Raw genomic sequence first — 20,895 nt, 5'->3', positions numbered from 1 at the left:
CACGTCAGCGTCCTTTAAGTCCGTCCGGTGAGGCGGGGAAGGAGGTCGGCGTGGGAACCAGAACGGTCCTGCATCAGTCCGACATCACGCGTGCTCTGACACGCATCGCACACGAGATCCTCGAGGCCAACCACGGTGCCTCGGACCTGGTGTTGCTCGGCATCCCGACACGGGGTGCCGTCCTGGCCGAGCGGCTCGACCGCGTCCTGGCCGACATCGAGCCCGAGTGGGCCCACGACCGCGACCAGCGGGTCGGGACCCTCGACGTCACGATGCACCGTGACGACCTCGGGCACGGCATCGGTCGCGCCCCGCACCGCACGACGATCCCGACGAGCGGCATCGACGGCAAGGTCGTCGTGCTCGTCGACGACGTGCTGTACTCCGGCCGGACCGTCCGGGCGGCGCTCGACGCGCTGCAGGGCATCGGCCGCCCGCGCGCGGTCCGCCTCGCGGTGCTCGTCGACCGCGGGCACCGGGAGCTGCCGATCCGGGCCGACCACGTGGGCAAGAACCTGCCCACCGCGTCGGACGAGCGGGTCACGCTGCGGCTGACCGAGACCGACGGCACGGACGAGGTCGTCATCGTGCAGCCCGGCACGCCCGGGCAGCCGAGCGCGACCGAGCAGCCCGTGCAGCCCGGCACCGCCGAGCAGCAGGGGGGCGCAGCGTGAAGCACCTCCTCTCCACCGCCGACCTGTCCCGCGCCGAGGCCGTCCACGTCCTCGACGTCGCCGAGGAGATGGCCGAGGTGAACACCCGCGAGGTCCGGAAGCTCCCGGCCCTCCGCGGCAAGACGGTCGTGAACCTCTTCTTCGAGGACTCCACCCGCACCCGCATCTCGTTCGAGGCCGCCGCCAAGCGCCTCTCGGCCGACGTCATCAACTTCGCCGCCAAGGGCTCGAGCGTCTCGAAGGGCGAGTCCCTCAAGGACACCGTGCAGACCCTCGGCGCGATGGGCATCGACGGGATCGTGATGCGCCACCACGCCTCCGGCGCACCGCGCGTGCTCGCCGAGGCCGACTGGATCGACGTGCCCGTGGTGAACGCCGGCGACGGCACCCACGAGCACCCGACGCAGGCGCTCCTCGACGCCTTCACGATGCGGCGCCGCCTGCACGGTGGTGCGAGCCGCGGGAAGGGCCTCGACGGCGTCCGGGTGACGATCGTCGGCGACGTCCTGCACAGCCGGGTCGCGCGGAGCAACGCCTGGCTCCTCCGCACCCTCGGGGCCGAGGTCACCTTCGCCGCCCCGCCGACGCTGCTGCCCGCGGTGGACCGCCCGTTCGGCGCGGCGGTGCACCACGACCTCGACGCGGCCCTCGCCGAGGACCCGGACGTCGTGATGCTGCTCCGCATCCAGCAGGAGCGCATGAACGACGCGTTCTTCCCGAACCCCCGCGAGTACACGCGGCACTTCGGCCTGACCGCGGCCCGCGCTGCGGCGCTGTCCGAGCGCACGCTGATCATGCACCCGGGGCCGATGAACCGCGGGCTCGAGATCGCCGGCGTCGCCGCCGACGACCCCCGCTCGACGGTGGTCGAGCAGGTCGCGAACGGCGTCTCGGTCCGGATGGCCGTCCTGTACCTCGCCCTGACGGGCGAGCACGAACCGAAGGAGTCCGTCGCATGACCGCCCACCTCATCCGCGGCGCGCAGCTGGTCGACGGCTCGCGTGCCGACATCCGCCTGGAGGCGCGGCGCATCACCGCGGTCGGGTCCGGTCTCGACGTGGCCGGTGCCACGGTCGTCGACGCCGACGGGCTGATCGCCCTGCCCGGTCTGGTGGACCTCCACACCCACCTGCGCGAACCCGGCTTCGAGGAGTCCGAGACGGTGCTCACCGGGTCCCGCGCCGCGGCCGCCGGCGGCTTCACGGCCGTCAACGCGATGGCGAACTCGTCGCCGGTCGCCGACACCGCGGGGGTCGTCGAACAGGTGCAGGCACTCGGTGACGACGCCGGCTACGTCACGGTCCGCCCGATCGGCGCGGTCTCGCAGGGGCTGCAGGGCACCCACCTGTCCGAGATCGGCGCGATGGCGACGTCGCGGGCGAAGGTCCGGGTGTTCTCGGACGACGGTTCCTGCGTCGCCGACCCGCTGCTCATGCGCCGGGCGCTCGAGTACATCAAGGGCTTCGGCGGGGTGCTCGCGCAGCACGCCCAGGAGCCGCGACTGACCATCGGCGCGCAGATGAACGAGGGCCGGCTGTCGTCGGAGCTCGGGCTCGCCGGGTGGCCCGCCGTGGCCGAGGAGGCGATCATCGCCCGCGACGTGCTGCTCGCCGACCACGTCGGTGCCCGGCTGCACGTGTGCCACGTGTCGACCGCCGGCAGCGTCGAGGTCGTCCGGTGGGCGAAGTCCCGCGGGATCGACGTCACCGCCGAGGTCACGCCGCACCACCTCGTGCTCACCGAGGACCTCGTCTCCGGGGTCGACGGTGCGCCCGGGTACGACGCCCGGTACAAGGTGAACCCGCCCCTGCGCTCCCGCGAGGACGTCGACGCGCTGCGGGCCGCCCTGGCCGACGGCACCATCGACATCGTCGCCACCGACCACGCGCCGCACACGGCCGAGGCGAAGTGCTGCGAGTGGCCGGCCGCCGCGAACGGCATGGTCGGGCTCGAGTCGGCACTGAGCGTCGTGCACGCCGCCGTGGTCGAGAGCGGGCAGCTCGACTGGGCGGACGTCGCCCGGGTGCTCTCCGAGGCGCCGGCGCGGATCGGGCAGGTCCAGGGGCACGGCCAGGGCATCGTGGCGGGCGCACCCGCGGAGCTGACGCTGTACGACCCCGCCGCGGTGCGCGAGTTCTCGGTCGACGACCTCGCGGGGCAGTCGCAGAACTCGCCCTACCTCGGCATGCGCCTGCCCGGCCGTGTCGTCGCGACCTTCCACCAGGGCTACCCGACGCTGCTCGACGGCCGGCTCGTCGACACCGACACCGTCGCGGCCGCCGCGGCGACCGCGACGGCGGCGCTCCGGTGAGCGGCGACGGGCTGCGCTGGCTGACCGGCGGGGTGGTGCTGCTGCTGGTGGCGCTGCTGTTCGTCGCGATGGCGCGCACCTGGCGGACCCGCACCCGCGCGCAGGCGGCGGCCGTGCCTCCCGTCCCGGTCCCGGCCGGGCTGGGACCGGCGGCCGGGTCCTGGGACGGCTTCACCGTCGCGACGACCCGTGCCGACCAGCCGCTCGAGCGGATCACGGCGGGCGGACTCGGCTTCCGGGGCCGCGGTGGCGTGACCGTGCACGACACCGGTGTGGTGCTGCACCACGCCGGGGTGGCAGACCGCTGGATCGAGGCCGGCGACGTCCGCGGTGCCGACCGCGCGACCACGGCCATCGACCGCGTGGTCGAGCCGGGGGGACTGGTCCGTCTGCGATGGACGGCGACCGGCGCCGCAGGTGCGACGGACCTCGACACCTACTTCCGGTTCCCGCAGGGAGACCAGGCCGCACTGGCCGCCCTGCAGGGACTGACGACGACGAACGACCACCCGCAGAGCGCGGGCGAAGGGACGAACTGATGACACGCGAACGGGCTGTACTGGTCCTCGAGGACGGCACACGGTACGACGGTTGGGCGTACGGCGCACGAGGCCGATCCCTCGGCGAGGTCGTCTTCGCGACCGGCATGACCGGGTACCAGGAGACGCTCACCGACCCCTCCTACGCCGGGCAGATCGTGGTGCAGACCGCGCCGCACATCGGCAACACGGGCGTCAACGACGAGGACCCCGAGTCCCGTCGCATCTGGGTCGCCGGGTACGTGGTGCGCGACCCCAGCCGCGTGGTGTCGAACCACCGCGCGAACGCGACGCTCGACGACCACCTGGTGCGCGACGGCATCGTCGGCATCTCGGGGATCGACACCCGCGCGCTGACCCGCCGGATCCGCGACGCGGGCGCCATGAAGGGCGGCGTGTTCAGCGGTGCCGACGCGGCGCTCGACCCGGACGCGCAGCTCGACGCGGTCCGGTCGCAGGCGACGATGGCCGGGGCGAGCTTCTCGTCGGTCGTGTCGACGCCGGAGACGTACGTCGTCCCGGCCGTCGGCGAGCAGATCGGCCGGCTCGCGGTGCTCGACCTCGGCGTCAAGGCGTCGACCACGCGGTACCTGGCGGAGCGCGGCTTCGAGGTGCACGTGGTGCCGCAGGACATCACCGCCGCCGAGCTCTCGGCGCTCGACCCGGACGCGCTCTTCTACTCGAACGGCCCCGGCGACCCCGCGGCGAGCGACGCGCAGGTCGCGCTGCTGCAGGAGTCGCTGCGGACCGGGCGGCCGTTCTTCGGGATCTGCTTCGGCAACCAGCTCCTCGGCCGCGCGCTCGGCTTCGGCACGTACAAGCTGCCGTTCGGCCACCGCGGGATCAACCAGCCGGTGCTCGACACGGCCACCGGCAAGGTCGAGATCACGAGCCAGAACCACGGCTTCGCGGTCGACGCGCCCCTCGGCGAGGTGCTCGAGTCGCCGGCCGGGTTCGGCCGTGTCGAGGTCTCGCACTACTCCCTGAACGACCAGGTCGTCGAGGGCCTCCGCGCGCTCGACGTGCCGGCGTTCAGCGTGCAGTACCACCCGGAGGCGGCGGCCGGTCCGCACGACTCCATGTACCTGTTCGACCGGTTCGCCGAGATGGTCCGCGCACGACGTGCCGGCGAGCCGCTCGACGCGGCGACCGCCACCGCGACCACCCCCGCAGCCGACGTCACGAAGGAAGCCAACTGATGCCGAAGCGCGCAGACATCGAGTCCGTCCTCGTCATCGGCTCCGGTCCGATCGTCATCGGGCAGGCCGCCGAGTTCGACTACTCCGGCACCCAGGCGTGCCGCGTCCTCCGTGCCGAGGGCGTCCGCGTGATCCTCGTCAACCCGAACCCGGCGACGATCATGACCGACCCGGACTTCGCCGACGCGACGTACATCGAGCCGATCACGAGCGCCTCGCTCGAGGAGATCATCCGGATCGAGCGTCCGGACGCCGTCCTGCCGACGCTCGGCGGCCAGACGGCCCTGAACGCCGCGATCAAGCTCGACGCCGAGGGGATCCTCGCGAAGTACGACGTCGAGCTCATCGGCGCGAAGGTCGACGCGATCCAGCGTGGTGAGGACCGGCAGCTCTTCAAGGAGCTCGTGCTGGAGTCCGGCGCCGACGTCGCCCGGAGCCACATCGCGCACACGCTGGACGAGGCGAAGGAGTTCGCGAAGGACCTCGGCTACCCGCTCGTCGTGCGCCCGTCCTTCACGATGGGCGGTCTCGGCTCCGGCTTCGCGTACAACGAGGAGGAGCTCATCCGCTTCGTGGGGGACGGCCTGCAGTCGAGCCCGACCACCGAGGTGCTCCTGGAGGAGTCGATCCTCGGCTGGAAGGAGTACGAGCTCGAGCTCATGCGCGACAACTTCGACAACACCGTCGTGATCTGCTCGATCGAGAACGTCGACCCGGTGGGCGTCCACACGGGTGACTCGATCACGGTCGCTCCCGCGCTGACGCTGACCGACCGCGAGTACCAGAACATGCGGAACATCGGCATCGACATCATCCGCCGCGTGGGCGTCGACACGGGTGGCTGCAACATCCAGTTCGCGGTCGACCCGTCGAACGGCCGGCTCATCGTCATCGAGATGAACCCGCGCGTGTCCCGCTCGTCGGCCCTGGCGTCGAAGGCGACCGGGTTCCCGATCGCCAAGATCGCCGCGAAGCTCGCGATCGGCTACCGCCTGGACGAGATCGAGAACGACATCACCCGCGTCACGCCGGCGAGCTTCGAGCCGACGCTCGACTACGTCGTCGTGAAGACCCCGCGGTTCGCGTTCGAGAAGTTCCCGGCCGCCGACGCGACGCTCACGACGACGATGAAGAGCGTGGGCGAGGCGATGGCGATCGGCCGCAACTACGCCACGGCGCTGCAGAAGTCGCTCCGCTCGCTCGAGAAGCGCGGCTCGTCGTTCCACTGGGACACCCCGGCGGCGGAGCTCGACAAGGACGCCCTGCTCGAGAAGGCCCGGATCCCGACCGACGGCCGCATCGTGACGGTGCAGCAGGCCCTGGTCGCCGGTGCCACCGCGGACGAGGTGTTCGAGGCCACGAAGATCGACCCGTGGTTCATCGACCAGATCGTGCTCATCAACGAGGTCGCGGCCGAGGTCGCGGCAGCGGGGACGCTCGACGCCGACACCGTGCGCTGGGCCAAGGAACACGGCTTCAGCGACGCGCAGATCGCGAGCCTGCGCGGCATCTCCGAGCAGGAGGCACGCGACGCCCGGCACGCGTTGGGCATCCGCCCGGTCTTCAAGACCGTCGACACCTGTGCCGGCGAGTTCCCGGCCCTCACGCCGTACCACTACTCGTCGTACGACACCGAGACCGAGGTCGCCGCGAGCGACCGGAAGAAGGTCGTCATCCTCGGGTCCGGCCCGAACCGCATCGGTCAAGGCGTCGAGTTCGACTACTCGTGCGTGCACGCGTCCTTCGCGCTGAGCGACGCCGGGTTCGAGACGATCATGATCAACTGCAACCCCGAGACGGTGAGCACCGACTACGACACCTCGGACCGCCTCTACTTCGAGCCGCTGACCACCGAGGACGTCCTCGAGGTCATCGCCGCCGAGGCGGCGTCCGGCGAGCTCGTGGGCGTGGTCGTGCAGCTCGGGGGCCAGACCGCTCTCGGGCTCGCGAAGCCGCTCGAGGCCGCTGGCATCCCGATCCTCGGCACGACGCCGACCGCGATCGACTCCGCCGAGGAGCGCGGCCAGTTCTCGCGCATCCTCGAGGAGGCCGGGCTGCTGGCGCCGCGCAACGGCACGGCGCACGACCTCGCGAGCGCGACCGCCGTGGCGGAGGAGATCGGCTACCCGGTGCTCGTCCGGCCGTCGTTCGTGCTCGGCGGCCGCGGCATGGAGATCGTCTACGACCCGAGCGCCCTCGCCGACTACTTCGACCGGATGGCCGACCAGGCGATCATCGGGCCGGACCTGCCCCTGCTGGTGGACCGGTTCCTCGACGACGCCGTGGAGATCGACGTCGACGCGCTGTTCGACGGGGAGCGCCTGTACATCGGCGGCATCATGGAGCACATCGAGGAGGCCGGCATCCACTCCGGTGACTCGGCGTGCACCCTGCCCCCGGTCGGCCTCGGCAAGACGGAGATCCGCGGCGTGGTCGCGGCGACCGAGAAGATCGCCCGCGGCATCGGCGTGCAGGGCCTGCTCAACGTGCAGTTCGCCATCGGCGCGGGTGTGCTCTACGTCCTCGAGGCGAACCCGCGTGCCAGCCGCACGGTCCCGTTCGTGTCGAAGGCGCTGGGGATCCCGCTCGCCAAGGCCGCTGCGCGGATCATGACGGGCACGACCATCGACGCGCTCGTCGCCGAGGGCATGTTGCCCGAGCGCGACGGTTCCTCGGTGCCGCCGCAGGCCCCGGTCGCCGTCAAGGAGGCCGTGCTGCCCTTCCGCCGGTTCCGCACCCACGACGGCCAGGTCGTCGACTCGGTGCTCAGCCCGGAGATGCGCTCCACGGGCGAGGTCATGGGCATCGACCGCGACTTCCCGCGCGCGTTCCTCAAGTCGCAGGACGCCGCGTACGGCGGGCTGCCGACGAGCGGCACCGTGTTCGTGAGCGTCGCGGACACCGACAAGCGCCAGGTCGTCCTGCCCGTGCACCGGCTGCAGCAACTCGGCTTCACGATCACCGCGACCGAGGGGACCGCCGAGGTCCTGCGCCGCAACGGCATCGAGGTCACGCTCGTCGGCAAGTACAGCGAAGGTGGCGAGAGCGTCGTCGACCTGCTCGCCCGCGACGCCGTCGACATCGTGATCAACACCCCGTCCGGCGCGGCCGGTCGTGCCGACGGCTACGAGATCCGCGCGGCGACCGTGGCCGCGGACAAGCCGCTCTTCACGACGATCGCGCAGCTCGGCGCGGCGGTCGCCGCGATCGAGACGATCGGCACCCCGCTCAGCGCGCGCAGCCTGCAGGACTACGCGCTCGAGCGCGCGAGCTGGTGACGGTGACCGACGTGGTCACGGACCGGCCGGGAGGCGCGACCCCCTTCGGCGTGCGGCTCGCCGCCGCCGTGGGGGAGCGTTCCCCCCTGTGCGTCGGCATCGACCCCCACGCCGCCACCCTGGCGGCGTGGGGGCTCGGCCGCGACGAGGCCGGCCTGACGGCCTTCGGCGCGACCCTGGTCGACGCGGCCGCCGGCCGCGCGGCGATCGTGAAGCCGCAGGTCGCCTTCTTCGAGGCGGCCGGGGTGGCGGGCTACCGTGCGCTCGACGCGACCCTGCGTCGGGCACGCGATGCGGGCCTCCTGGTCGTCGCCGACGTCAAGCGGGGCGACATCGGCTCGACGGGTGACGACTACGCGCTCGCGTGGCTCGACCGCGACGGGCCGTTCCGGGCGGACGCGATGACCGTGTCGCCCTACCTCGGCTACGGATCGCTGGCCGGCACCGTCGACGTCGCGCGCCGGAACGGCGCCGGGGTCTTCGTGCTCGCCGCGACGAGCAACCCGGAGGCGCGCCTGCTCCAGACCGCGGTCGTCGCGGAGGGCCCGCGTGCCGGACGGAGCGTGGCGGCCGGTATCGTCTTGGACGTGGCAGACGACAACCGGACCGGCGGCGACCAGCCGCTCGGGGACGTCGGGCTCGTGCTCGGCGCCACCCTCGACCTCGACGACTTCGGCATCGACGCGCAGGCCATCGGCTCCGCGCCGGTGCTCGCCCCGGGCTTCGGAGCCCAGGGCGCCCGCATCGAGGACCTCCGGTCGCTGTACGGCGCGCGTGCCGAGCAGGTCCTGGTGAGCGAGTCGCGCGGGCTGCTCGTCGACGGACCGGACGGTGTCGCGGCGCTCGTGCGCGACCGTGCGGACCGCATCCGCACAGCCCTGGCGGTCGCCGCGTGACCGACGACCGCGACGCCCTGCCCGCGCACCGCAACCCGCCGGAGGTCGACCGCGTCGCCGCCGCCCGCGCAGCCGTCGCCGCGCGACGCGCCCGGGCCGCGGTGAAGGCCCAGGTCGCCTCGGGGGAGCGCAGCCCCCTCGAGGTGGCGCGGGCCGCCTGGTCGGACGCCGACCTGCCCGCCGAGAAGTCCCTGCGGGTGCGCGACCTGCTGACGAGCATCTCCGGCATCGGTCCCGCACGCGCCGAGGCCGTGATGGGCGAGCTCCGCATCGCGCCGTCGAAGCGCCTCGGCGGACTCGGGTCCCGGCAGCGGACGGCCCTCGCCGACTGGCTCGCCGCACGTGGCCGCAAGCGCGGGGCGTCGAAGCTCGTCGTGCTCGCCGGACCGACCGCCGTCGGCAAGGGCACGGTGAGCGCGTACATCCGCGAGCAGTACCCGGACGTGAACCTCAGCGTCTCGGCGACGACCCGCAAGCCGCGTCCCGGCGAGGTCGACGGCGTGCACTACTACTTCGTGGACGACGCCGAGTTCGACCGGATGATCCGCGACCGCGAGCTGCTCGAGTGGGCGGTCGTGCACAACTCCTACCGCTACGGCACACCCCGTCCGCCGATCGACCGTGCGCTCGACGCCGGCGACAAGGTGATGCTCGAGATCGACCTGCAGGGCGCCCGGCAGGTGCGCGACGCCATGCCCGAGGCCGTGCTCGTGTTCCTGCTCCCGCCGACGTGGGACGAGCTCGTCCGTCGACTGATCGGCCGCGGCACCGAGTCCGCCGAGGAACAGGCGCGACGGCTCGAGACCGCGAAGGTCGAACTGGCCGCCCAGGACGAGTTCGACGTGCGGATCGTGAACTCCGATGTCGGCACCGCGGCACGCGAGGTCGTAGACTTGTTCTCTGCGCCCTGACACGGGCGTCCCCGCGCCCGCCGGCCAGCTCCGGCAGCGCGTCCCGCGAGTCCGGCCCCGGTCGGCGTCGCGCCCCACGCATCCGCTGCCGACAGGAGACACCATGGCCAACCCCCAGGGCATCATCGACCCGCCCATCGACGACCTGCTCGCCAAGGTGGAGTCGAAGTACGCGCTCGTCATCTTCGCCTCGAAGCGCGCGCGCCAGATCAACGACTACTACGCCGACCTGCACGAGGGTTCGCTCTTCGACAACGTCGGCCCGCTCGTCGACTCGACGATCGACGACAAGCCGCTGTCCGTCGCTCTCCACGAGATCAACGAGGACAAGCTGACCGTCACCAAGCAGCAGCAGCCCGCCGACTGATCGCGGTGACGAGCACCAACCTGCGCCTCTTCACGTCCGAGTCGGTGACGGAGGGGCACCCCGACAAGATCTGCGACCAGATCTCGGACACGATCCTGGACGCCCTGCTCACGGTCGACCCGCACGCGCGCGTCGCTGTCGAGACGATGGTGACGACGGGTCTGGTGCACGTCGCCGGCGAGGTCACCACCTCGGGCTACGTCGAGATCCCGAAGCTCGTGCGTGACGTCATCACGGGCATCGGGTACAACTCGTCCGAGGTGTCCTTCGACGGCCGCACCTGCGGTGTCGAGGTGTCGATCGGTGCGCAGTCCCCGGACATCGCGCAGGGGGTCGACGAGTCGCTCGACTCGCGCTCCGGTGCCGGCGTCGACCCGCTCGACCGCCAGGGTGCCGGCGACCAGGGCATCATGTTCGGCTTCGCGACGAACGAGACGCCCGAGTACATGCCCGTCGCGATCTGGCTGGCGCACCGACTGGCCGAGCGTCTGGCCGAGGTCCGCAAGACCGGGCAGCTCGACTTCCTGCGTCCGGACGGCAAGACCCAGGTCACCGTCGGGTACGACGGCGTCGTGCCGAAGACGGTCGAGACCGTCGTGCTCTCGACGCAGCACTCGCCGGCCGTCACGCTCGCCGAGCTCACCGCGCAGATCACCGAGCACGTCATCCGTCCGGTGCTCGACCTGGTCGACCTCGACTCGTCGCACGTCGACGTCATCGTGAACCCGACCGGCCGCTTCGAGATCGGCGGTCCGCAGGGCGACGCCGGGCTCACCGGGCGCAAGGTCATCGTCGACACGTACGGCGGCGCGTCCCGCCACGGCGGTGGCGCGTTCAGCGGCAAGGACCCGTCGAAGGTCGACCGTTCGGCCGCGTACGCGCTCCGTTGGGTCGCGAAGAACGCGGTCGCAGCGGGCCTGGCCGACCGCCTCGAGGTCCAGGTCGCCTACGCCATCGGCCGTGCGAAGCCGGTCGGGCTGTACGTCGAGTCCTTCGGCACCGGCCACGTCGACGACGCCACGATCGAGGCCGCGATCCTCGAGGTCTTCGACCTCCGTCCGGCCGCGATCATCCGCGACCTCGACCTGCTCAAGCCGCGGTACGCGCAGACCGCCGCGTACGGGCACTTCGGCCGCGAGCTGCCCGGGTTCACCTGGGAGCAGCTCGACCGTGTCGACGCCCTCCGCGCTGCAGCAGGGCTCGTCGCCGCAGCCGTCTAGGCACCGCGTGCGTCCGTCCCGCCGACGTCCGGGCACCGTGTGACCACCGTCGCGCGCGTCGTCCTCGACTCGCCGCTCCCGCAGTTGGACCGTCTGTTCGACTACCGGGTGCCGGCCGAGCTCGAGGACGACTGCGTGCCCGGGGTCCGCGTGAAGGTGCCGCTGCGCACCGGTGCCCGGATGTCGGACGCCTACGTCGTCGAACTCGTCTCCGAGGGGGACTGGCCGGGCGAGTTGAGTCCGATCGAGCAGGTGCTCTCGCCGGTCCCGGTGCTCGCGCCCGAGATCTGGACGCTCGCCCGTGCCGTCGCCGACCGTGCGGCGGGGGTGGCGTCCGACGTGCTCCGGCTCGCGGTCCCGCCCCGGCAGGTCCGTGCCGAGAAGGCCTGGCTCGCCCGGGACACGTCGTGGTCGCCGCCGCCGGTCGTCGCCCCGCCGGTCACCGGCTACGCCGAGGGCGTCCTGGAGGCGCTGGTCGCCGAGCGCGGTCGGGCTGCGGTGGCCGCGGTGCCGCACCCGGTGGCGCTCCGCCCGGTCCGGGGTGGTCCGTCGGCGGCGGCCGCGCCGTCCTCGACTCCAGATGTCGCGTCTGCGACGGCGGGCGCCCCGCCCTCGGCGCACGCCGAGCCGTCTGCGACGCACCCCGAGGCGTCTGCGACGCACCCCGAGGCGTCTGCGACGGCGGACGCGCCGTCCGCGGCGGCGGACGTGCCGGCCGCGACGGCACCGGCGCCGGCCTCGACCCCGGGCGGGTCGTCACCGCTCGGCGCGGGCCCCGACGACGTGTGGGTGCCCGGCTGGGCCGCCACCGTCGCCCAGGCCGCCGCGCACGCGCTGGCCGCCGAGCGGTCCGCGGTCGTCGCGGTCCCCGACTTCCGCGACGTGCAGGACCTCGAGCGGGCGCTGCTCGCCGTGCTGCCGCCGGAACGCGTCGTGCGGTTCGACGCGAAGCAGACGAACGGGCAGCGTGCGAAGGCACTGCTGCAGGCCCGGACGCACGCGGTGGTCGCGATCGGCAACCGCACCGCCGTCTACGCGCCGGCGACGGAGCTCGGACTCGTCGTGCTGTGGGACGACGGCGACGCCTCGTTCGTCGAGCCGCGCGCGCCGTACGTGCACACGCGCGACGTCGCCCTCATCCGGGCCGCACAGTCGGGCGCCGGTCTGCTGTTCGTCTCGCACGCGCGGAGCACCGACGTGCAACGCCTCGTCGAGCTGCACTGGCTCGACGAGGTGACGCCGTACCGCGTGCGGACGCCGAAGGTCATCCCGACCGTGCAGCAGTCGGCGGCCGAGGGCCACGCCGCGCAGGCCCGCATCCCGAGCACCGCATGGCGCGCTGCCCGTGAGGCCAGTCGTGAGGGACCGGTGCTCGTGCAGGTCGCGAGCCCCGGGTTCGGCACCGGACTCGTCTGCGCGCAGTGCGGGGAGCGTGCGCACTGCCGCGTGTGCGGCGGCCCGCTCGGGCAGCCCCACCGCGGCGCCACACCGCAGTGCCGGTTCTGCGGCGCCCTCGCGGTCGGGTTCCGCTGCCCGACCTGCGGCAACGGGACCGTCAAGGCCGTCGGACAGGGGGCGCAGCGCACGGCCGACGAGCTCGGTCGGGCGTTCCCCGGCACGCGCATCGTCGTCGCGGACGGTTCACGCCCGCTCGACGAGGTCCCCGCCCGCCCGTCCGTCGTGGTGGCGACGCGCGGCGCCGAGCCGAACGTGCCCGGGGGCTACGCCTGCGTACTGCTGCTCGACGGTGAGCGCATGCTCGCCCGCGAGGGCCTGCGCGTGCAGGAGGACGTGCTGCGCTTCTGGACCGGTGCCGCCGCGAAGGGGGCACCGGGCGCTGAGGTGTACCTCGTCGGCATCGGGGGACGGCTCGCGACCGCGATGGCGCTCTGGCGGCTCGACGGCCCCGCGCACGACGAACTCGTCGACCGCCGGGCGTTGCACTTCCCGCCGGCGGTCCGCGTGGCGACGCTGACGGGCACGGACGAAGCGGTGACCGCCGCGGTGGAGGCACTCGGTGACGCCACGGCCGGCCCCGTGCTCGGCCCGGTCCCGGCGCCGGACGACCCGGTCCCGGGGACGGTCCGGGCGATCGTGCGCTTCCCGTACGCGCACGGCGCCGAGGTCGCGGCGACCCTCAAGGCCGAGGTCATCCGGCGGTCGTCGACCCGCCGCGTGCTGCCGGGCGGCAACCGGCGCCGCGCCGCCCCGACGCTCCGGGTGCGGATGGACGACGTCGAACCCTTCAGCGAGGTCTGACCCCCGTCCCTGCCCGGGCATCCCCGAACGCCCCGGAACGCACGGTCGGCGGTTGCTCGCAGCGAGATGTCGCTACGAGCAACCGCCGACGTGGCGTGGCGCGGGTGCCGCTCGGGGGCGGACCGGCCGGACCGACCGAGGTCGACCGAGCCGGATGGGCGTCAGGCGCTGACCGGGGTGCGACGGCCGCGCGGGAAGATGATCCCGAGCGCGACCATGCCGACGGCGAGCACGAGGTGCAACCAGTTGTCGGCGTTGTTGAGCGGCACGAAGTTCGCTCCGGTGCTGTGGCCGGCGGTGAACAGGCCGTAGATCCAGAGGACGAAGTAGACGATGCCGCCGATGACGAGGTACATGCGGGAGCCGCTGGCGCGGTTGGCCGCGAGCAGGCCGACGACGCCGAACAGCAGGTGGACGACGTTGTGCAGCACCGAGACCTGGAAGATCCCGAGCAGCATCGCCATCGAGCCGTGGCCGGCACCGGCGAGGTCGCCGGAGGTCAGGCCGGGGACGAACCCGGCGATCCCGACGAGCAGGAAGACGATGCCGACGACGAGCGCGACCTTCTGGACGGACGAGCCCGCGTAGCGGTTGGTGGACGTGGTGACGTCAGACATGGTGGTGCTCCTTCGATCGCTGTGGTGCAGACGCTACGCAGGATCTTCACGGGCCGTTCTCAGTCCGACGCGTTCGCGCGTGCCGTGGACAGAGCGGTCTGCTGTGGAGGGCGTCACGGGCTGTGGAGGAGTGCTGGCGGCGGCCCGGCCCGTGGGACCATGGATGCCATGCGTCTCGTCGTCGCCGGCAGCCCCGCTGCGGCCGTCCCCACCCTCCGCCGCCTCGCGGCGTCCGACCACGAGATCGCCGCCGTGCTCACCCGCCCGCCGACGCCGCAGGGCCGCAAGCGCGTCCTCACGCCGACCCCGGTCGCCCAGGCCGCCGAGGAGCTCGGGCTCCCGGTGATCGAGGCCGTCCGTGTCGACGACGAGGTGACCGCCCGGATCGCCGACCTCGGGGTCGACCTCGGGGTCATCGTCGCGTACGGGGCCCTGCTCCGTCGGCCCGCCCTCGACACGCCCCGTCACGGGTGGGTCAACCTGCACTTCTCCGACCTGCCCGCCTACCGGGGCGCCGCTCCCGTGCAGCGTGCGGTCATGGCCGGCGACACCCGCACCGCCGCCACCGTCTTCCAGCTCGTGGAGGCCCTCGACGCCGGGCCGGTCTTCGCGAGCGACCCGTTCACGATCGACGCCGAGGCCACGGCGGGCGAGGTCCTCGCGGCGATGGCCGAGCGCGGCGCCGACACCGTTCTGCGGGTCGTCGACGCGATCGCCGACGGGACCGCCGTCGCGCGCGAGCAGGTCGGCACCCCGACCACCGCCCCGAAGACCACGATCGAGGACGGCCTGGTCCGCTTCGCCGCGCCCGCCGCCGTCGTGCACGCCCACCTGCGCGGCGTCACGCCCGAGCCCGGTGCGTACGCCCACCTCGGCGAGACGCGGGTCAAGCTGCTCCGCAGCGCCCGCCTGTCGCCAGGCTCGTCCGAGCCCGTCCCGTCGCTCGCCCCCGGCGCGCTCGCCCTCCACGGCGGTCGGCTGCTCGTCGGGACCGCCGACGACCCGCTCGTGCTCACCGAGGTCCAACCCGCCGGCAAGAAGGCGATGGACGGTGCCGCCTGGGCCCGCGGGCTCGGCGACCTCACCTCGGCGGTGCTGTCGTGAGCGCCGCACCACGCCGTCCGCAGGGCGGGCGCCCGGCGGGTCCGCGCACCACGAGTGCGCGGCGGGTCGCGTTCGACGTGCTCCGCGCCGTGCAGGTCGACGACGCGTACGCCAACCTCCTGCTGCCGAGCCGCATCCGGCGTGCCGGCCTGTCCGCCCGCGACGCGGGGTTCGCGACCGAGCTCACCTACGGCTCGATCCGCATGCTCGGTCGCTACGACGCGATCATCGGCGTCGCGTCCGGACGCCGTGTCGAGAACGTCGAAGCCGACGTGCTCGACGTGCTGCGGCTCGGTGTGCACCAGCTCCTCGGCATGCGCACGCCCGTGCACGCGGCGGTCTCGGCGACCGTCGAGCTCGCACGCGAGGTCGGCGCGCGCCGGGCCACGGGCTTCGTGAACGCCGTGCTGCGCAAGGTCGCCGCCCGCACCGACGACGAGTGGGACGCCTCGATCACCGAGGGCCGGGCGGGCGACGCCCTGCTCGCGACCCGCTGGTCACACCCAGCGTGGGTGGTCGCGGCCCTGCGGGACGCCCTGGCGGCGGAACGGTCCCGCGACGAGCTCGCGGCGCTGCTCGCGGCCGACAACGTCGCGCCGCGGGTCCAGCTCGTGGCGCTGCCCGGACTCGCGACCGACGAGGACGTGCGCACCGCGGTCCGCCCACCCGCGTCGGCACCGGAGGACGACGCCTCCGCGGCTGCCGACCGCGCCCGGCCCTCGGCCGCGACGGAGGACGACGTGACCGACGCCGTCGACCGCGACCAGTCGTCCGACGGAACGGGGGACCCGTCCGTGACCACGTCGGGGCCGCGAGCCGCCGACGGCACGGACGCCGCGCCTCCCGTCCCGGACGTGGTGGTCGAGGCGGACCGCAGCCCGGTCTCACCCGTCGGCATCCGTGGCGTCTCCGGCGACCCCGCCCGGGTGCCGGGCGTCGCCGCCGGACGCCTGCGCGTGCAGGACGAGGGTTCGCAGCTCGCGGCCCTCGCGCTGAGCCGGTCCTCGGCGGTGCGGCCGGGCGAACGCTGGCTCGACATGTGCGCCGGGCCCGGCGGCAAGGCGGCGCTCCTCGCCGCCGAGGCCCGCGTCGGCGGCGCGACCCTGGTCGCGAACGAACTCGTGCCGGCCCGCGCCGGGCTGGTCCGGAAGGCGCTGTCCACGGTCGCCGACGAATCCGTGGTGACCGTCCGCCAGGGCGACGCACGACGGTTCGGCGCACCGGGGGACGAGCGCTTCGACCGCATCCTGCTCGACGCGCCGTGCACCGGACTCGGTGCCCTGCGACGGCGGCCCGAGGCACGGTGGCGCAAGCAGCCCGAGGACGTCCCCGAGCTGGCGGCCCTGCAGACCGAGCTGCTCGACGCCGCGGTCCGGGCCCTCGCACCCGGCGGCACGCTCGCGTACGTCACGTGCTCGCCGCACCTCGCCGAGACGCGCGGGCAGGTCGACGCGCTGATGTCCCGGCACGGCGACGTGCTCGAACAGCTCGACACCGCGGGCATCGTCCGTGCGGTGGCCGCCCGTGACCCGCAGGTCGCCGACGGTCGGACGGTGCAGCTCTGGCCGCACCGGACCGGCACGGACGCCATGTTCGTCGCGCTGTTCCGCCGGACCGCCTGACGCAGCACGCCCGACCCGTTGCAGTGTCGGAGGGCGTCTGATATGTTGGTCGGACAAGACCGGTTCCGCCTGCTCAGCAGGTCCAGGGCCGGTCCTCTTCGTTGTCGGGGGCGTCCCGTCATCGGGGACGGCCCGCTGTCAGGGCCGCTGATCGCAGGGAAGGTCGGTTCCGTCGCACGGTGTCGACGGGGTGCGGATCGAGTGGGGGTCGATGTCCGAGGTCGAGCGTTACTGCTCTCCGGAGGAACAGGTCGTCCTGCTCCGCGGCCGCGGGTTGCACATCGACGACGAGGGCATCGCCGTCGACCGACTCCGGCAGATCGGCTACTACCGGCTGAGCGGGTACTGGTACCCCTTCCGTGTCCTCCAGGGCGACCGCCGCACCGACTCCTTCGTCCCCGGCTCGACCCTCGACGACGTCCTCGCGTTGCACTCGTTCGACGAACGCCTCCGAACCGCCGTGCTCGGCGCGCTCGGAGCGGTCGAACTCGTCGTCCGTGCTCGACTCGGCGACGCGCTCGGGCGGGTCGACCCGTGCGCCCACCTCCGGCCCGACCTGCTCGGTCCGCTCGCGCGTGACGGACGCGACCACGACGAGTGGCTCCGGCGGCACCACGCCGAGGTCGCCCGTTCGCGCGACGAGTTCGTCGAGCACCATCGCGCGTCGTACGGGGGACGGCTGCCGGTCTGGGCCGCGGTCGAGGTCATGGACTGGGGAGCGCTGACGAGACTCTTCAGCTTCGTGTCGCCACCGGTGCAGCGGTCCGTCGCGAGCACGTTCGACCTCCGGCCGCCGCAGATGGTGTCCTGGCTCCGAGCGCTCAACGTCCTGCGCAACGTGTGCGCCCACCACGGTCGCGTGTTCAACCGCGTCTACGCGAAGCAGCCTCGGCTGCCCCGGCCAGGCGGACCTCGCCGCTCTGGGCGTCACGCGACGCTGCACAGCCGCGTCGGTAGGCTTGTCCGGTGACCATCCGCATCGCGCCGAGCATCCTGTCCGCCGACTTCGCGAACCTCGAGCGGGAACTGCACCGCATCGAGAGCGCCGACCTGGTGCACGTCGACGTGATGGACAACCACTTCGTGCCGAACCTCACCCTCGGCCTGCCGATCGTGCAGCGGTTGCAGGAGGTCTCCCCGGTGCCGCTCGACGTGCACCTGATGATCACCGACGCCGACACGCAGGCGCCGAAGTACGCCGAGACCGGTGCGTCGAGCGTCACGTTCCACTTCGAGGCGGCGGCCGACCCCGTGGCGACCGCGGCGGCGATCCGCTCGAACGGCGCCCGCGCGGCGGTGGCGATCAAGCCCGGGACGCCCGTGACCGACGTGCTGCGGCACCTCGACGCCTACGACATGGTCCTGCTCATGACGGTCGAGCCGGGCTTCGGCGGCCAGTCGTTCATGCCGTCCGTGATGCCGAAGCTCGCCGACGCCCGCGCAGCGGTCGACGCCTCGGGGCTCGACGTGTGGCTCGAGGTCGACGGCGGGATCGCGGTCGACACGGTGCCCGAGGCGGTCCGCAGCGGTGCCGACACGCTCGTCGCGGGGTCCGCCGTCTACGGCGGGGAACCGTCGCAGCGCATCGCCGACCTGCGGGCGGCAGCCGCGGCGGCACGCGCGTGACCGCCGACGCGACCGGCGCGTCGGACCCGGCCCGCGCCTCCCGGCCGACCGGAGCGGCCGACGGTGCGGACGACGGTGCGGACGTCGGCGTGACCGCCGGTGTCCCGGTGGGTGGGTCCGCCGGGGCGGCCGGGGACGGTAGCCTGTCCTCCGTGAAGACGTTCGACGACCTGTTCGCGGAGCTGACCGAGAAGGCGCGGACGCGCCCCGAGGGCTCCGGCACCGTCGCCGAACTGGACGCAGGCGTGCACCAGATCGGCAAGAAGATCGTGGAGGAAGCCGCCGAGGTCTGGATGGCGGCCGAGTACGAGGGCGACGAGCGCACCTCCGAGGAGATCTCGCAGTTGGTCTACCACCTGCAGGTCCTCATGGTCGCGAAGGGCCTGACCCCGGCGGACGTCTGGCGACATCTGTAGGCAGGCGTGTCGCGCACCGAGCGCCACCGCCCCCGCAGCCGTCCCGACCTCCAGCAGAAAGCAGACCCTGATGCTCCGCATCGCCGTGCCCAACAAGGGCTCGCTGTCCGAGACCGCCTCCGAGATGCTCAAGGAGGCCGGGTACGCCGGTCGCCGCGACCCGAAGGCGCTGCACCTGCTCGACGAGCGCAACGGCGTCGAGTTCTTCTTCCTCCGTCCGCGGGACATCGCGACGTACGTCGGGTCGGGGGCGCTCGACGTCGGCATCACCGGTCGCGACCTGCTGCTGGACTCCGGCTCGGCGGCGCACGAGGTCGACGCGCTCGGGTTCGCCGACTCGACGTTCCGCTTCGCGGGCACGCCCGGCCGATTCACCGAGCTGCAGGACCTCGACGGCGTGCGGGTCGCGACCAGCTACCCCGGCCTGGTCGGGGAGTTCCTCGCCCAGCACGGCGTCTCCGCGACCCTCGTCAAGCTCGACGGCGCCGTCGAGAGTGCGGTGCGCCTCGGTGTCGCCGACGCGGTCGCCGACGTCGTCTCGACCGGCAGCACCCTCCGCGCCGCCGGCCTGGAGATCTTCGGCCCGGTCATCCTCGAGTCGACCGCGCTGCTCATCTCGACCGACGAGTCGATCCCGGGCATCGACGTCCTGCGCCGTCGGCTGCAGGGCGTGCTCGTCGCCCGCGGCTACGTGATGCTCGACTACGACATCCCCACCGGCCTGCTCGAACAGGCCACCGCGGTCGCCTCGGGCATCGAGTCGCCGACCGTGTCGCCGCTGCACGACCGCGACTGGTCGGCGGTGCGGGTGATGATCCCGCGCGAGGACGCGAACCTCATCATGGACGCGCTCTACGACCTCGGCGCACGCGCCATCCTCGTCAGCCCGATCCACGCCGCACGCCTGTGACCGACGCAGCGGAGCCGGGCGTGTCCGGTGTACCGGCGGCGGTCGGCGGGGTCGCCGTGCGCGTCGTGCCGTGCCTCGACGTGCACGGCGGTCGCGTCGTCAAGGGCGTCAACTTCCTGGACCTGCAGGACGCCGGCGACCCGGTCGAGCTCGCGGCGCGCTACTACGAGCAGGGCGCCGACGAACTGACCTTCCTCGACGTCGGAGCGACGGTCGAGAACCGCGCGACGATGTACGACACCGTGACGCGAACCGCCGAGCAGGTGTTCATCCCGCTGACGGTGGGCGGTGGGGTCCGCAGCGTCGACGACGTGTCGCGCCTGCAGCAGTGCGGCGCCGACAAGATCGGTGTGAACAGCGCCGCGATCGCCCGGCCCGACCTGGTCGGCGAGATCGCGGACCGCTTCGGCGCGCAGGCGGTCGTGCTCTCGCTCGACGTCAAGCGGTCCGACCGGATGCCGTCCGGCTTCGTCGTGACGACGCACGGCGGGCGCACCGAGTCCGACCTCGACGCGATCGCGTGGGCGCGCGAGGGCGTCGAACGCGGCGCGGGGGAGCTGCTCGTCAACTCGATCGACGCCGACGGCACGAAGAACGGCTTCGACCTCGAGCTCATCGCCGCGGTCCGCGCGGTGTCCTCCGTCCCCGTGATCGGGTCCGGCGGCGCGGGCCGGATCGAGCACTTCGCCCCGGCCGTCGAGGCGGGCGCCGACGCGGTCCTCGCGGCGAGCGTCTTCCACCGCGGCGAGATGACCATCGGCGACGTCAAGGCCGCGCTGCGCGCGGACGGTCTCGTCGTCCGCTGACCAGTCCTCGTCGACCGCGCCCCCGCCCCGTGGTGGACCCGAGGCGCGTGGGCCCTGCCCCCGCCCCGTGGCGCGACCACGGCCGGACGGGAGGCGCGGGGCGGGCCCGCCCCGCGCCCCCCCCCGTCCGGCACGCCGTA

At 73.2% G+C, this 20,895-nt stretch carries 19 protein-coding genes; 18 read left to right on the top strand and 1 reads right to left on the bottom strand.

All coding sequences use genetic code 11. From position 1 onward, the window contains the following. The first annotated feature begins 50 nt into the window (after positions 1-50). From pyrR to QOL16_RS09440, 11 genes are all read left to right on the top strand, one after another. Positions 51-674: a bifunctional pyr operon transcriptional regulator/uracil phosphoribosyltransferase PyrR gene (gene pyrR / locus QOL16_RS09490; protein WP_071282624.1), complete on the top strand. Its 624-nt coding sequence runs from the start codon at positions 51-53 to the stop codon at positions 672-674. After that, complete coding sequence (locus QOL16_RS09485) at positions 671-1,633, top strand: aspartate carbamoyltransferase catalytic subunit (protein WP_065959169.1); 963 nt, start codon at positions 671-673, stop codon at positions 1,631-1,633. The genes pyrR and QOL16_RS09485 overlap by 4 nt, the downstream gene beginning before the upstream one ends. Further along, positions 1,630-2,985 (top strand): dihydroorotase, encoded by a 1,356-nt coding sequence (locus QOL16_RS09480; RefSeq protein WP_071282622.1) that lies wholly within the window; start codon positions 1,630-1,632, stop codon positions 2,983-2,985. The genes QOL16_RS09485 and QOL16_RS09480 overlap by 4 nt, the downstream gene beginning before the upstream one ends. Next, positions 2,982-3,524 (top strand): hypothetical protein, encoded by a 543-nt coding sequence (locus tag QOL16_RS09475; RefSeq protein ID WP_083394904.1) that lies wholly within the window; start codon positions 2,982-2,984, stop codon positions 3,522-3,524. Before QOL16_RS09480 ends, QOL16_RS09475 begins: the two co-directional genes overlap by 4 nt. After that, positions 3,524-4,723, top strand: coding sequence for a glutamine-hydrolyzing carbamoyl-phosphate synthase small subunit (gene carA / locus QOL16_RS09470; RefSeq protein WP_071249555.1), 1,200 nt, complete (start codon positions 3,524-3,526; stop codon positions 4,721-4,723). Before QOL16_RS09475 ends, carA begins: the two co-directional genes overlap by 1 nt. Beyond that, positions 4,723-8,001 (top strand): carbamoyl-phosphate synthase large subunit, encoded by a 3,279-nt coding sequence (carB, locus tag QOL16_RS09465; RefSeq protein WP_071282620.1) that lies wholly within the window; start codon positions 4,723-4,725, stop codon positions 7,999-8,001. The genes carA and carB overlap by 1 nt, the downstream gene beginning before the upstream one ends. A 2-nt stretch (positions 8,002-8,003) precedes the next feature. Beyond that, positions 8,004-8,897 (top strand): orotidine-5'-phosphate decarboxylase, encoded by an 894-nt coding sequence (pyrF, locus tag QOL16_RS09460; RefSeq protein WP_370692518.1) that lies wholly within the window; start codon positions 8,004-8,006, stop codon positions 8,895-8,897. Beyond that, positions 8,894-9,808, top strand: a complete 915-nt coding sequence (gene gmk / locus QOL16_RS09455) for a guanylate kinase (RefSeq protein ID WP_253181516.1) — start codon at positions 8,894-8,896, stop codon at positions 9,806-9,808. Before pyrF ends, gmk begins: the two co-directional genes overlap by 4 nt. Positions 9,809-9,911: 103 nt before the next feature. After that, positions 9,912-10,175: a DNA-directed RNA polymerase subunit omega gene (gene rpoZ, locus QOL16_RS09450; protein WP_071249552.1), complete on the top strand. Its 264-nt coding sequence runs from the start codon at positions 9,912-9,914 to the stop codon at positions 10,173-10,175. A gap of 5 nt (positions 10,176-10,180) precedes the next feature. After that, positions 10,181-11,395: a methionine adenosyltransferase gene (gene metK / locus QOL16_RS09445; protein WP_065959153.1), complete on the top strand. Its 1,215-nt coding sequence runs from the start codon at positions 10,181-10,183 to the stop codon at positions 11,393-11,395. Between the two features lie 39 nt (positions 11,396-11,434). Continuing rightward, positions 11,435-13,654, top strand: a complete 2,220-nt coding sequence (locus tag QOL16_RS09440) for a hypothetical protein (RefSeq protein WP_071249550.1) — start codon at positions 11,435-11,437, stop codon at positions 13,652-13,654. 161 nt (positions 13,655-13,815) lie between these two features. On the opposite strand, the gene QOL16_RS09435 is transcribed toward QOL16_RS09440, so the two are convergent. Next, the gene (locus tag QOL16_RS09435; protein ID WP_065959146.1) at positions 13,816-14,271 is read right to left on the bottom strand and encodes a DUF4383 domain-containing protein; all 456 of its coding nucleotides are present in this window, start codon (positions 14,269-14,271) and stop codon (positions 13,816-13,818) included. A gap of 168 nt (positions 14,272-14,439) precedes the next feature. On the opposite strand from QOL16_RS09435, the gene QOL16_RS09430 reads away from it, so the two are divergent. The 7 genes from QOL16_RS09430 (at position 14,440) to hisF (ending at position 20,755) form a co-directional block, all read left to right on the top strand. Then, positions 14,440-15,375, top strand: coding sequence for a methionyl-tRNA formyltransferase (locus QOL16_RS09430; RefSeq protein WP_071282618.1), 936 nt, complete (start codon positions 14,440-14,442; stop codon positions 15,373-15,375). Then, on the top strand, positions 15,372-16,997 hold the full coding sequence (locus tag QOL16_RS09425; protein WP_083393801.1) for an RsmB/NOP family class I SAM-dependent RNA methyltransferase: 1,626 nt from the start codon (positions 15,372-15,374) through the stop codon (positions 16,995-16,997). Before QOL16_RS09430 ends, QOL16_RS09425 begins: the two co-directional genes overlap by 4 nt. Before the next feature lie 190 nt (positions 16,998-17,187). Then, the gene (locus QOL16_RS09420; RefSeq protein ID WP_071282616.1) at positions 17,188-17,967 is read left to right on the top strand and encodes an Abi family protein; all 780 of its coding nucleotides are present in this window, start codon (positions 17,188-17,190) and stop codon (positions 17,965-17,967) included. Then, the gene (rpe, locus tag QOL16_RS09415) at positions 17,964-18,623 is read left to right on the top strand and encodes a ribulose-phosphate 3-epimerase (RefSeq protein ID WP_065959142.1); all 660 of its coding nucleotides are present in this window, start codon (positions 17,964-17,966) and stop codon (positions 18,621-18,623) included. Before QOL16_RS09420 ends, rpe begins: the two co-directional genes overlap by 4 nt. Positions 18,624-18,775: 152 nt before the next feature. Continuing rightward, positions 18,776-19,039, top strand: coding sequence for a phosphoribosyl-ATP diphosphatase (locus QOL16_RS09410; RefSeq protein WP_058742152.1), 264 nt, complete (start codon positions 18,776-18,778; stop codon positions 19,037-19,039). Positions 19,040-19,109: 70 nt separating this feature from the next. Further along, on the top strand, positions 19,110-19,949 hold the full coding sequence (gene hisG / locus QOL16_RS09405; protein WP_065959140.1) for an ATP phosphoribosyltransferase: 840 nt from the start codon (positions 19,110-19,112) through the stop codon (positions 19,947-19,949). Next, on the top strand, positions 19,946-20,755 hold the full coding sequence (hisF, locus tag QOL16_RS09400) for an imidazole glycerol phosphate synthase subunit HisF (RefSeq protein ID WP_254780163.1): 810 nt from the start codon (positions 19,946-19,948) through the stop codon (positions 20,753-20,755). Before hisG ends, hisF begins: the two co-directional genes overlap by 4 nt. Positions 20,756-20,895: the final 140 nt, after the last annotated feature.

The organism is Curtobacterium sp. MCBA15_004, assembly GCF_001865055.2.
GTDB lineage: Bacteria > Actinomycetota > Actinomycetes > Actinomycetales > Microbacteriaceae > Curtobacterium.
Note: the sequence above shows the minus strand (reverse complement) of the source record. Positions and strands in the feature narration are given on the sequence as shown.

Bases quoted from the DNA above. Each gene is read 5' to 3' on its own strand.
- QOL16_RS09430 (WP_071282618.1), top strand. From the start codon at position 14,440: ATGCGTCTCGTCGTCGCCGGCAGCCCCGCTGCGGCCGTCCCCACCCTC.
- QOL16_RS09435 (WP_065959146.1), bottom strand. From the start codon at position 14,271: ATGTCTGACGTCACCACGTCCACCAACCGCTACGCGGGCTCGTCCGTC.
- carB (WP_071282620.1), top strand. From the start codon at position 4,723: ATGCCGAAGCGCGCAGACATCGAGTCCGTCCTCGTCATCGGCTCCGGT.
- hisG (WP_065959140.1), top strand. From the start codon at position 19,110: ATGCTCCGCATCGCCGTGCCCAACAAGGGCTCGCTGTCCGAGACCGCC.
- QOL16_RS09480 (WP_071282622.1), top strand. From the start codon at position 1,630: ATGACCGCCCACCTCATCCGCGGCGCGCAGCTGGTCGACGGCTCGCGT.
- rpoZ (WP_071249552.1), top strand. From the start codon at position 9,912: ATGGCCAACCCCCAGGGCATCATCGACCCGCCCATCGACGACCTGCTC.
- carA (WP_071249555.1), top strand. From the start codon at position 3,524: ATGACACGCGAACGGGCTGTACTGGTCCTCGAGGACGGCACACGGTAC.